13 protein-coding genes are annotated in these 12610 nt (G+C 46.6%); 6 read left to right on the plus strand and 7 right to left on the minus strand.

What is annotated here, in order from left to right; translation table 11 throughout:
• Window positions 1–18 precede the first annotated feature (18 nt).
• From K2Y22_16525 to K2Y22_16540, 4 genes are all read right to left on the minus strand, one after another.
• Window positions 19–801 (minus strand): electron transfer flavoprotein subunit beta/FixA family protein, encoded by a 783-nt coding sequence (locus K2Y22_16525; protein MBX9880065.1) that lies wholly within the window; start codon window positions 799–801, stop codon window positions 19–21.
• A gap of 117 nt (window positions 802–918) precedes the next feature.
• Window positions 919–1614 (minus strand): TIGR00730 family Rossman fold protein, encoded by a 696-nt coding sequence (locus tag K2Y22_16530; GenBank protein ID MBX9880066.1) that lies wholly within the window; start codon window positions 1612–1614, stop codon window positions 919–921.
• 3 nt (window positions 1615–1617) lie between these two features.
• A complete protein-coding gene (holA, locus tag K2Y22_16535; protein MBX9880067.1) occupies window positions 1618–2661 on the minus strand; it encodes a DNA polymerase III subunit delta in 1044 nt (347 codons plus the stop codon).
• 90 nt (window positions 2662–2751) lie between these two features.
• The gene (locus K2Y22_16540) at window positions 2752–3000 is read right to left on the minus strand and encodes a hypothetical protein (GenBank protein MBX9880068.1); all 249 of its coding nucleotides are present in this window, start codon (window positions 2998–3000) and stop codon (window positions 2752–2754) included.
• A gap of 246 nt (window positions 3001–3246) precedes the next feature.
• On the opposite strand from K2Y22_16540, the gene gpmI reads away from it, so the two are divergent.
• The 6 genes from gpmI (at window position 3247) to K2Y22_16570 (ending at window position 9521) form a co-directional block, all read left to right on the plus strand.
• Window positions 3247–4791: a 2,3-bisphosphoglycerate-independent phosphoglycerate mutase gene (gpmI, locus tag K2Y22_16545; protein ID MBX9880069.1), complete on the plus strand. Its 1545-nt coding sequence runs from the start codon at window positions 3247–3249 to the stop codon at window positions 4789–4791.
• A 172-nt stretch (window positions 4792–4963) separates the two neighbouring features.
• Window positions 4964–5212 carry a hypothetical protein gene (locus K2Y22_16550; protein MBX9880070.1) on the plus strand — a complete coding sequence of 83 codons (249 nt, stop codon included), beginning with the start codon at window positions 4964–4966 and terminating at the stop codon, window positions 5210–5212.
• A gap of 116 nt (window positions 5213–5328) precedes the next feature.
• Window positions 5329–6258: a hypothetical protein gene (locus tag K2Y22_16555; GenBank protein ID MBX9880071.1), complete on the plus strand. Its 930-nt coding sequence runs from the start codon at window positions 5329–5331 to the stop codon at window positions 6256–6258.
• Window positions 6259–6440: 182 nt separating this feature from the next.
• Complete coding sequence (gene rph / locus K2Y22_16560) at window positions 6441–7166, plus strand: ribonuclease PH (protein ID MBX9880072.1); 726 nt, start codon at window positions 6441–6443, stop codon at window positions 7164–7166.
• A 104-nt stretch (window positions 7167–7270) separates the two neighbouring features.
• Complete coding sequence (locus K2Y22_16565; protein MBX9880073.1) at window positions 7271–8836, plus strand: AarF/ABC1/UbiB kinase family protein; 1566 nt, start codon at window positions 7271–7273, stop codon at window positions 8834–8836.
• Between the two features lie 190 nt (window positions 8837–9026).
• Window positions 9027–9521, plus strand: a complete 495-nt coding sequence (locus tag K2Y22_16570) for a hypothetical protein (protein MBX9880074.1) — start codon at window positions 9027–9029, stop codon at window positions 9519–9521.
• Here K2Y22_16570 and K2Y22_16575 read toward each other — a convergent pair.
• The 3 genes from K2Y22_16575 to K2Y22_16585 all read right to left on the minus strand — a co-directional run bounded on the left by K2Y22_16575 (window position 9518) and on the right by K2Y22_16585 (window position 12518).
• The gene (locus K2Y22_16575; GenBank protein MBX9880075.1) at window positions 9518–10339 is read right to left on the minus strand and encodes a DNA adenine methylase; all 822 of its coding nucleotides are present in this window, start codon (window positions 10337–10339) and stop codon (window positions 9518–9520) included. The two genes, K2Y22_16570 and K2Y22_16575, sit on opposite strands and share 4 nt — an antisense overlap.
• Window positions 10340–10341: 2 nt before the next feature.
• The gene (gene gcvPB, locus K2Y22_16580) at window positions 10342–11820 is read right to left on the minus strand and encodes an aminomethyl-transferring glycine dehydrogenase subunit GcvPB (protein MBX9880076.1); all 1479 of its coding nucleotides are present in this window, start codon (window positions 11818–11820) and stop codon (window positions 10342–10344) included.
• 74 nt (window positions 11821–11894) lie between these two features.
• Entirely contained in the window at window positions 11895–12518 is a 624-nt protein-coding gene (locus tag K2Y22_16585; protein MBX9880077.1) for a hypothetical protein, read from the minus strand.
• Window positions 12519–12610: the final 92 nt, after the last annotated feature.

The following is a 12610-nucleotide window of genomic DNA, read 5'->3' on the forward strand; positions in this document are numbered from 1 at the left end:
CGCCCTTGCGTCGCTTCCTCAGATTACGTGGGCTTCTTCTCTGAGAAGCTTCACCAGGGTCTTAGCCTGAGTATCTACATCACCATCGATCAATTTGCCTTGCGGTCTTTCCGGCGGCATAACCATTTGCTTGAGACGCATTTTGCGCTTGTCTGCTGAAAAGTTGCCGGCCACGCCTAAAGCATTGGCGTCCTTAACGGCTATTTCTTTGCGTCGTGCTGCCATCACACCCTTGATTGAAGGATAGCGTGGTTCGTTCAAGCCCTTCTGGGCACTGAACAAAGCAGGCAAATTGCCTTCGACTATTTCATGTGCGCCTTCGATTTCGCGCTCAGCTTTGAATTTGTTGTCTGTCACTTCCAATTTCACTGTCATCGCAACTTGCGGCATATCCAAAAATTCAGCGAGCATGGAAGGAACAGCGCTGTTGTCTCCGCCTACTCCTTGCTGTCCGCAGAATACTACGTCGTAACCACCCTCTTTGATTACATTAGCTAGAATTTTCGCCGTGCTCAGAGGATCAAGATTTTCCAACTCTGCATCTTTGACATGAATTGCCGAATCGATACCGCGAGCCAATGAATCACGTAAAACTTCGGTTGCTTCATTTCCACCGATTGCAATGGCAACGGTTTCTCCACCGAATTTTTCTTTCAGCTTCAAAGCTTCTTCAATGGCAAACTCATCATATGGGTTGGTAATAAAACGAACATCAGCTGTATCAATATTCTTGCTGTCACCAGCAACTTTGATTTTGGCTTCAGTATCCGGAACTGACTTTATACAGACGGCAATTTTCAAGGTTTCCCCCTTCAGCTCGCCTAACACGCGTGGCGACTAGACCTTGAATTATAGGTCAAGATCAAGACACGGCCCGGTTTTTACAAGTTTCCTTAACTGACTTCGGCTTAAATGAAATTAGGGATTTTCCGGCTTCTTAAGCTCTGGTTTGTCGTAGCACTTTTCCGCCTCACACCAGGCTATGTGTTCGACGAGTTCATCAGGGTCGTCATATACGGCAAATAAGTCCATGTCTGCCGGAGAAATAAACCCTTGCGGCAGCATTGTATTTTGCATCCAGTCAATAAACGGCTGCCAATATTTTGAGCCAACAAGATATACTGGGAATCGCTTGATCTTCTTAGTCTGAATTAAGGTGAGCGCTTCTGTTAATTCATCCAGCGTGCCAAAACCACCTGGCAACATCACGAAAGCCATAGCGTATTTAACAAACATCACCTTGCGAATAAAGAAGTAACGAAAATCCAGTTCGATAGTTTGAAATGGATTCGGCTTTTCTTCGTTGGGCAGACGGATATTCAGTCCAATGGATACTCCGCCTGCTGCTTTGGCACCTTTATTGCCCGCTTCCATCACACCAGGTCCGCCGCCTGTGATTACAGCAAAGCCTCTTTGCGCTAATTTAAAAGCAATTTGCTCGGCTAACTTACATTCGTTGCTATCTTGGGCTATGCGTGCCGAACCGAATAGCGAGACAGCAGGTCCAACTTTAGACATTGAGTCAAAGCCTTCCACCAACTCGGACATGACACGAAAAATCTGCCACGTGTCTTTTGACGTTATTTCGTCAACTACAAATCTACTGTCGTTCATTTATTACCCAGCTATGAAGGATACCAATGCGTGTTTGTCGGACATCTGACCTGTTTTAACAAGGTTTTCCAACTCGCACAAACGCATGCGTTTTTCCACCAACCAATTCAAAGACAAATTGCGAATACGTTTTAAATCCGTCTCCACCAACCAGTCACGTGAATTGATTTCATAGGCAACCTTGCGAGCCATTTCAGTTATAGATATTTCTCGGCGACTCACACCGGCGCCGCCCGGCATATCGGACAACAACTTATCCGCGCAAGCTTTGGTATCAAGCCAGCGAGATAATGTAGTATGCAGGAAAGCAATTATGGGAATACCGCTTTGCCTACTGAGCAATTCATCAAGACTGGCCAAAGCCTCTTGCTTGTTGCCGGCAGCCCAGGCATCAGCAAGCGTGAATACATGTGAATGGTAAGAGCTGAGCTTGCGCACAACTTCCAAAGTAATATGCTTTTCCGGCAGAAGGTAAGTGGCGGCCTTTTCGATTTCCATGGCGATAGCGCGCAAGTTAGCTTCTGTGCTGTCCACTAAATAGTAAATAGCCTCATCGTCCATGGTTGCGCCATGAAGCTTAGCTTCCTTGCGGCACCAGGTTTCAATATTGCCTTTGCGCGAACCTGGATAATACTTCTGTCGGACAAACTCTTCAATTTTTGCGTGCACGCTTATCGTCTTTGACGTCTTGAGATTCTTATCAAAGTTATGCGGGCAAGCAAAAACAACATAGGTGTTTTCAGCAACCGCGGCTAAAGCACTATTGAAATCGTCAAGATCACGCTTGCCTGCTTTGCTGTCATTTTCACTGTCGTCTTTTGCTGATTTCTTTTTGGTGAATAATTCACAGCGATCAAAAAGGATCATCTTGTTGCCCGATCCAAAAGGCAGGCTGGCCAAATTGTCGTTGATTGTCTGCAAATCAGGATTTGTCATCCGCACATAGTTGAATGCTTCCCACTGCGGATCGACAAGCTCAGCTTTTAGCTCGGCAACACGCCGACCCAACAAAAAATCTTCTTCTCCTGCCAGCACGATAACGGGCATTTACGCCTCACAAAAACGACAATGACAAAAGTAACCGCTTTGCAAGATGTTTACATGGCAGCCACTTAAATATTGGAAACTGCGAAACAATTACTTGGCGTGCGCTTTTGTATCTTCGGTACGCTGAACTGCGTGACGATGCTGGCTCTTCATCCTGGCATCCACACCCTCAACCATTACGCGCAACTCTGTAACCTTGTCGTAAACATCAATGGTTACTCGGGAAATGGTCACCATTGCGTACAAGAGAATGGCTAATGTGACGACGATAAGCCCAACGCATGTCCATTTCAGCGTTTGTACTTCTTTGAGTAACTTCTGTTCTGAACCCGTTGTCATGCGCCGACCAACCTTTCCCTTAGCTAAAAGACATCAAGTTTTTCATGATTTATCCTAAACTCTTGAAAGCCCCGCGTCTACGATTTGGTCTATGATAAATCCTAACAAGCAATAGCGAAACGAAGGATTGCGACCTGAGCAATCCGAAGTTGAGCGTGGATGAGCTGGATGGCAAGCGAAAGCAAAGGCGAAGCCGTCGCTGGAGCGCAATCTATGAGGACGGAGAATAATTTTGGATATGAGACTATGAATCCCGTAGTGCTATTAGTTTTAGACGGTTGGGGCGTTACTGAAAAGTCCGAGGGCAATGCCATTAAGGCTGCCAAAACCCCAAACTACCAGCAGATGCTGAAATTGTTTCCCAATAGCTTGCTTGATGCCTCCGGTGCAGCAGTTGGTCTGCCGATTGGACTGATGGGCAATTCGGAAGTTGGTCATTTAACGATTGGTTCCGGTCGTGTGGTTATTCAAAAACTTACACAGATAAGTGAAACAATTGCCGATGGCACATTCTTTGCTAATCCGGTTTTGCTGGAAGCCTTAGAGCGTGCTCGCAATAATAATTCGGCCGTGCACATTCTTGGTTTGGTCAGCGACGGCTGCGTGCATTCCAGTCTTGATCATCTATATGCATTGATCGACATGGCTAAAAAAGAAAATGTAAAAGAGATAGTTGTCCATCCAATTCTCGATGGACGCGATACACCGCCACGTTCAGCCTGGCGTTTCATGCGCGAGCTGGAAAAGAAACTTGCCGGCGTAGGAATTGTTGGCGTTGTCTGCGGGCGATACTACGCCATGGACAGAGACAATCGCTGGGAACGCACGCAAAAATACTACGATGCTTTGACCTTGTCCTCAGGCATAAAGGCAGAATCCGCTCAAGAAGCAGTGCAACATGCTTACATGGAAATGGACACCGGCGATGAATTTGTAATGCCGCATATCGTCAATGCCCGTCCAATTCAAGATGGCGACAGTGTAATTTGTTTCAATTTCCGCCCGGATAGAGTCAGGCAAATAAGCAGATGTTTGACTCAATCATCATTCGATGGTTTCGAAAGAGCAGCACTACCGAAAACTTATTACGCTTGTCTTACTGAATACGACAGATCACTCAATTTACCGGTGGTTTTTGCACCGGAAGATATGCCTTCGCAAGATTTGGTTGCTACGCTACCGGAAATTCTTTCTTGCCACCACATCGGTCAATTACACACGGCGGAAACAGAAAAATATGCGCACGTCACATACTTTTTTAACGGCGGCATGGAAAAACCTTTTGATGGCGAAGAGCGTATCCTTATTCCATCTCTCAAAGTTGCCACCTACGACAAGAGTCCCCCTATGCAAACAAGCAAAGTATGTACCACTGCTTGCGATGCAATAACGTCAGGTGCCTATCCATTCATCGTGCTCAACTTTGCCAATCCTGATATGGTCGGACACACGGGAATTATGGAAGCGGGCATTGAAGCTGTCGAATCAGTCGACAATGCTTTTGGTCAGCTTTTAGAAACGATAAGTAAGGCAAAGGGAACTTTGCTGATTACTGCTGATCATGGAAATATTGAACAGCTAATCGACTATGAAACAAAAGAGCCACATACGGCTCACACCACAAATCCAGTTCCATTTGTGGTGGCAGATTTCAGCGGCAAAATTCGCAATGGCGCCAATTTAGTCGACGGCACACTGGCTGATGTCGCTCCGACAATTCTTGAACTACTTTCCATTGACAAGCCTCGTGAGATGACAGGAAAATCACTACTTAGAAACTTCAAGATCTAGTTATTGTTACTTACAGACTTATCAACTATTTGAAGTAGCTATTAATTCCTGTTATTATTGCCGACGGCTTAGGCTGCTAAGAGTTACTAACTCAAGTTCGTAGCCTACGTGTGAGCGAGGTCCCCGACCGAGCAAAACACGCAGTAAACAAATAAGGAGTGGACCGCGTATTATGAATTCGAAACTTCAAACAATCGGTTTAGCAGCAGCGAGCTTTGCTCTTGTTGCAGCATTGACAGCTTGCGCAGGCGGCGGAACTGGCGGCGGTGAAACACCAGCCCCAACAACAACCAGCACTGAAACAAGCACCGATACCAGCACGACAACAACAGCAACAACAACAACTGATGCTGGTGCTGGCGCTGGCACAACAACCGGCACCACAACCACCACAACAACTGGTGAAGGTGCAGCTCAGTAAGTCATTGACTTATCTGACTTAAGCGTCACTGGCGCTTAACAAATGAACTCAGGAACAAGCCCCAACGGAAAGCGTCTGCTAGTACGAAGGGGCTTGTTCAATTAAGGAAGATATTTATGAAATGCGGGATTACTTTCATATTGGCATTGGGATTTCTGGCAACTTGTGGAACTGCAAGTGCTCAAGATCCAAATCTTTCATCGTTGATTCCACAACCTCCGGCAAACACAGACTCTGTACTTAACAACGGCCCTGTTGTAGTACCGCCAATAAGTTTCATCGACATTAATTCCGGACGCTTCGGCAAATTGGAAATTGATCTTGTCGATGCGCAATTCCTTGATGCCGCCGTCGACAAAATGCATCTTATTGCCAAGAATCTCGACCTGAACTCCGGCACATTAGAGTCACTGGACATTGATATTAAAGGCGGGCACTTCCAAGATTTCACATTCGACAATTTGGTTTTGTCCACGGCCGGCACACTTAACTTCGATACTGGCGTTTTGCTTAATCAAAAAATATTGCAATTTAGAACTCCCGCAACTGCACAAGTATCAGCCGTAATTACTGAAGAAGGTCTCAATCGTTTTCTCAAATCCCCACGCACTCTTGATCGCTTGTCGGTAAATTCCGGCAAGAAACTAGGCTTTCTAAAGAGCCTTCTGGGCAACAACGCCAATATTGGACTGACTGTGACAAACGGCAATATCACTTTGGATAAAGGCAACAGGGTGACAATCGCTATGGATACTAGACTTGCCGCCGGCGGCGTTGGCGTACCAATCCCAGTACAACTCAATACTCGCCTCGGACTCAAAGACGGCTGGGTTGAACTTAGCGACACTCACCTTTTAACCTCGGGTCAAGAAATCTCGCCAGAACTTTCTCAAATGATAGTCAAGAAGGTGAACGGGCTTGCCAACTGGGGTCAGTCAACTGACGACATCATCTTTAAGTTCACCAAACTGAAAGTCGTTCCCGGCAATAAGTTCATCCTGGAAGGCACGGCTGATGTCAACAGGCTGCGCTTTGGAAGAAATTAAGCTCCGAGCGAGAATGGAGCGTTGCGATAGAGCAATGCAGAATGGAGCGGGGAAATGCCGGATGGCAAGCGATGGTGCAGCGAGCGCAGCGAACGAAACCGGAGCGTTATAGATCAGTCATTCGTGGCACAGTTAATATAGAATGCCACGACGGGGCTTGAGCCCCCTAGAAATGACAAAAGATGTACCGGCGGCGCGATAACCGTCAGTTAGACCAACTAAGACCAGTCAAATTCACGCGTAACTTCACTAAGAATGCGGAAGGGTCAGTATTAGTTGAGTTTGGCGACACCAAAGTTTTAACAACAGCAAAAATTGAAGAAAGAGTTCCTGCGTTCCTTATGGGCAAAGGCGAAGGTTGGATTACCGCTGAGTATTCCATGCTTCCAGGCGCTACTCATGTAAGGACCGTGCGCGAAGTCACCCGTGGGCAACCGTCAGGCAGAACAAGCGAAATTCAGCGTCTAATCGGTCGTTGCCTGAGAGCCGTTGTCGACAGACGTGCCTTGGGTGAACGCACCATCACGCTTGATTGCGATGTCCTGCAGGCTGACGCCGGCACGCGTGTGGCAAGCATCTCCGGAGCCTTTATAGCTTTATATGACGCGCTTTTGAAACTACAAAAGTCCCTTCTCTGGGATTCATTGCCTATAACTGAGCACATGGCGGCTGTTTCCATTTGCCAGGTACAAGGCTCGCTTGTTTTGGACCCTAACTACAATGAAGACTCGCAAGCGGAAATGGACTCAAATATCGTGCTGACCGAATCCGGCAAAATTCTGGAATTGCAGATGACATCAGAAGCCAAGCCCTACGAGGCATCCAAAATGCCCGAGCTAATTGCTTTAGCCGAGAAGGGTGTTAAGGAAATTATCGAACTGCAATACAAAGCTTTTGGCGGCCGGTAGACACTTTCACGCGTTGCTATCTTAAATTTATCTTGGTTGCCTGCTGACAACAGGAAAAATATCGATAATATAGTGGTCTAAGACTACGCACAAGAACCAAGATCTTGAAATCCAAGTCGGAAAAAATGGACTTTAATCCCGTACATGAAACGTTTCGGGACGTTTCCGCTTGGAAGCTAGTCAAGTCGGTTTGGAGAGTTTTCTGGCGCATCTATGAGCAACAAGGTTTTGCCGGCGCCTTTCGAGTCATCCCAATTGTCTGGACAATCATTTTTGCTGTCCGTGGTTTTGCCCGCTATCACTCCTTAGAGTTCCAGCGACTGGCTGAAGCTTCCGGCAAAGAAATTGACGAAGTCGAACTCACAGACAAGCAGACTGAAGAATACAAACGCTTGGGTGCCTGGTTGCGCACACAACTGCATGGATTGGGCCCGACATTCATCAAGATAGGACAAACGCTTTCCACGCGTGCCGATCTTTTGCCTTTGCCGGCAATGTTGGAGTTGACCAAATTACAGGAAGAAGTTGAACCGGCTCCATATGATGTAGCTGAAGCAACTATCGTCAACGATCTTGGCGGCAAACCGGAAACGCTTTACGCCAAATTCGATAAGACACCATTAGCTGCTGCATCATTGTCGCAAGCTTACTTAGCCGAACTGCACGACGGACGTCAGGTTGTTGTTAAAGTGCAACGTCCCGGATTACCTGAACTTTTGAAAAATGATGTGCAAGCACTGACTGTCATTTCCGAAGAGGTAATGAAATATCCAAGTCTGGCGAGACACACAGATTGGCCAGGCACAGTAAAAGAATTTGCACGCACTGTATTTGAGGAAATTGATTACATTGCCGAAGGACGCAATGCCGATTGCTTCAGACACAATCACCGCCTCAATGAGCGCATATACATTCCGCGAATCATTTGGCGTCTTACAGGCAAGCGCGTATTAACCATTGAATATGTGCCCGGCGTTAGAGCAACTGATGTCGAAGCAATTGAAAAATTAGGCATTGATCGCAGAGAAATTACAGTTATTGGTGCCAACTTCTATCTCAAGCAATTACTTGAAGATGGTTTCTTCCATGCTGATCCTCACCCGGGCAACATGCGTGCCATGGCTGACGGACGCATTGGAATTTTCGACTTCGGCATGGTCGGTCGCGTATCACCTGAATTAAAGCGCAGTATGGTGCAGGCTCTACTACATGTGATAGATCGTGATTATCTTGGCTTGGTCGATGATTTCGTCGATATGAAATTCCTGCCGCCTGATGTTGACAGACTTGCTCTCTGCCGCGAAATTACACCTATTGTTGAAGCTCGCTTTGCCGAAGGCTTAAACAAAGTCCGTTTCCGCAAACTGCTTCTAGACTTTTCTGATTTGGTCTGGCGCTATCCGTTCCGTTTGCCCAGCGAATTTACCTTCATCATGCGCGCGCTTTTGACTCTTGAAGGCGTTGCCTTAACCATCAATCCTGACTTTAATTTCATAGACGCTTCCCTGCCATTTGCCCAGCGCATGGTCTTGAGAAACTCGGGAGCAGCTATTGGCCAGGTAATTATGAAAGAAGTTTTCCCCGACGGGCGATTCAATCCACAAGCGGCTTTGAACCTTTTCCGCACTGCAGCAAAGCTGTCAATGCTGAGTTCCGGCAGCGGATTTTAGAAGAAAAGGACTTGATATAAGTCCGGAAATTCTGTAACCTTTGGCACATTCCTGGGAGAAATCCCACTTAAGACGCGCTGACTAGAAAGATATTTCGTGCATTTTTTCCAAGTGGACTTATGATCAGTCAGGCGCACTGGAATCTCGGTGTCGTAAGGTAACTAGGAAACTAGAAGGAACTGCCCACTATATGTCGGCAACACTAACCTCTCAACCCAAATCATATATATCGCAAGAGAGAGCGACGGCCACTAAATGTAAAGGCTGTAGCCGCTATACGGACCACAATGCCAAGTTCTGTGGCGAATGTGGCAGCGAGACGGTAACCGTTCCAAACTTTGCCGGTCTCAAAGGACATATACCGTTGAAGGTGGAACCAGCCTTAGCTGCTGAGCTTAAGGACCTGGATTTCAACATGTTCCGCCAACGCGTATTCCTCATTATTCATACCTGTGCATTCTTAGCGCTCAACCTAACAGGTGTTGCACTGGCAATTAAATGCTATATGGGTGTATGGGGCGACGAGGGCACCAAATTGGCGCTTGCACTGATACCAATGTTCTATATCAATCTATGCGCTTTGGTATTCCTTTCGTACATCAAAGGCACCAGAAAAGAAATGCAACTTCTGCGCCAAAAAATTAGCCGCGTCCGTTTCAAAATTGAATACGGTTCAATTCTCTAATAGTTATAAATAAACAGTTCTCGACCAACCTTGCTCAAGTTTTCCTGATTGCAATTGTTCATGCCGTATTGCAATTTCCAGGATTTGATCTTGGCCCACTTCGAATATAGTCGTCTAACTTCTGGACAGTCATCGTATGTAATAAGAAACCGATGCCTGCTGTCTTTTAAGAGCTTAGCCAATCTCTCGTGATCAAACTCATGCAAGCTGCCGTTGCGTCCATACAAATTGGACGAAAGATAATAAGGCGGATCAAGAAACAAGAAAACATCCTTACCAGGCTTTGTAATCACGTCTTCAAAATCCACATTGGTGATTTTCGTACCGGCAAGAGCTTCCGGCAGTCCGATTAAACGCATAATTGAAGACTCAGTAAATCTGTCCAAACTAGCTTGGCTGGAGAAGCCTCCGGCTCGCGTTGTTCCGGAAAAGGTCACTCTATTGAAAAAGAAAAAGAGAAGCGCTTGTCTGTATCTATCTCTTGGTTGTTCTAAGCGCGCTTTCTGAAAGTATTTCTTGATTTGTGCGCCGGATCTAAAACTGCCATGCAATTTGCTCAAATCAGCAACAAGCTTCTTGCAGAGCTTTTTATCCTGACCAATGCGCCAGAAGGACACAAGCTCTTTAAACTTGTCATTTATCCAGTAGGAATCCGCCAGGTGATTAGCTTTGGCATGTAAATAAACACTACCACCGCCGACCATCGGTTCGCGGTACTCGCCGATTTTTTTCGGCAGCATTTTGGCGATCTTAGAAATCGCCTTTTGTTTGCCACCCGGATACCTGAGCGGTGAACGAAATTTGGTCGGTTCTTGCACCCTTACTCCGGTTGCCAGCGCAGATTCGGCTTTCGGGCAGCTAATGCTTCGTCGAGTTTCTTAACAGGCGTTGTGTGTGGCGCATTGCGTACCAATTCCGGATTGTCTTTGGTTTCTTTATCAATTGTCTGCATTATCTCGATGAATTCATCAAGCGTTTGCTTTGATTCAGTTTCCGTAGGCTCAATCATCATAGATTCAGGCACAACCAACGGGAAATAAACCGTCGGCGAGTGAACGCCATAATCAAGCATACGCTTAGCGATATTCATCGTATTGACGCCACGTTCTTTTTGCCAGATGCCGGAGATGACAAATTCGTGCATGCACGGTTGATCGTATGGCAGATTGAAATTACGGCGAAGATTTTCCTTCAGATAGTTGGCACTCAAAATAGCATCACGTGAAACCTGAGTTAAGCCGTTGCCGCCATGGGCAAGGATAAAGGCATAGGCTCTAACCAAGATTCCAAAATTACCGTAAAAGCCTTTGACCTTACCTATTGTCTGCGGGCGGTCGTGATCGAAGTAAAAACGATCTTCATCTCGGCTGACTACAGGTGCAGGCAGGAATGGCTCTAAGTCGGCACGCACACCAACGGCACAACCACCTGGTCCGCCGCCGCCGTGTGGCGTCGAGAAGGTCTTGTGCAAGTTCAAATGGCAGACATCGAAGCCCATCGCCCCTGGAGCAACCAGACCCATAATGGCGTTCAAATTGGCCCCGTCGTAATAAAGAAGTCCGCCGGCTTCATGCATCAGACGTTGTACTTCTTGAATCTCTTCTTCAAAGAGTCCCAAAGTATTGGGGTTGGTGAGCATGATACAGGCAACATCATCGCCCAAGACTTTCTTCAATTCTTTTGGATCTATGTGTCCGTTCTCTTTGGACTTAATTTCGACAACCTCAAAACCCGCCATTGCAGCAGTTGCCGGGTTTGTACCGTGAGCTGTGTCAGGCACGATTACTTTGCGGCGCTTGCTGTCACCTTTGGCTTCGAAATAGGCTTTGATGATAAGCAGTCCTGTAAGCTCTCCATGAGCACCGGCTGCGGGTTGCAGTGTTACTGCCGGCATGCCGACTATAGTGGCAATAGCTTCTTGCAAATTCCACATCAGCTCAAGGGCACCTTGAATTTGGTCTTCCGGCTGATTAGGATGTAATTCTCTAAAGCCTTCAAGAGCCGCCATGGCATCGTTTATTTTCGGGTTGTATTTCATTGTGCATGAGCCCAACGGATAAAACCCGGTGTCGATTGAATGATTGAGCTGAGAAAGTCTGACAAAGTGCCTGACCGCTTCCAATTCACTTACTTCCGGCAAATGAAGCTTTTGGTTTCTTATGTATTTGCTGGGCAAAAGCGAATCGAGTGAAACTTCTTTCCCGCCGGCAGAAGGGACGCCATGCTTGGGCAGAATATGAGCTCTGCGCCCGCTATCGGATTTTTCATAGATCAGTTTTTCGTAGATTGCCGTGTCCATAATCTTTATCACCTTTTGTAGGAGCGCATTCCACACCATGTGTAGGGGCGCATTGCATGCGCCCTCATCATGTTCTAGTGCTCAAAAATATCTCTATATCCACTAATATCCAAATCTGTGACTGCCGGCAAGCAAGCAAATGCTTGATTGGCCAACTTGGTCAATTCTTCTCTCTCTAAAAGCTTCACCATTTGATTGTAGATCGGAATCAAAACGCGCACATCTTCTGCTGCATAGTCCAACTGCGAAGGTGACAAATCCGCTCTGCCCCAATCACTTGTCTGATTTGTCTTGTCCATTTCAGTGCCGAGAAATTCTCTTACCAGATCCTTCAAGCTATGCCTGTCTGTATACGTGCGCACTAACTTCGAGGCTACTTTTGAGCAAAATACCGGCCACACATCCACGTGCAAATAGTATTTGAGCACAGCCATGTCAAATCGTGCATAATGGCAAAGCTTCAGGACATCTGACGACAAAAGCTTCTTCAGGTTAGGCGCATTGTCATCAACATAGCGAATGAAGCTAACCACACCCTCATCGTCGCAAATTTGAGTTAAACAAAGACGGTCACGTCGAAGGTTAAGTCCCCGGGTTTCAGTATCCACTGCGACAACTGGCTTCTTCAGGTAGTGCGCAAGCCGCTCGGCAGAAAGATCGCCTACAAAGATATCGTCCTGGGAAACCTTATTTGACACTGTCTAAACCCCGAAAAGAGCCCGCGAAAAATACAAAGCTCAATTATAGATGCGTCGTTACACAGAAGTGGGCAGGGGTACATATTATTTGT

The sequence above is a fragment of the Candidatus Obscuribacterales bacterium genome, assembly GCA_019744775.1.
Classification (GTDB): Bacteria; Cyanobacteriota; Vampirovibrionia; order Obscuribacterales; family Obscuribacteraceae; genus SBAT01.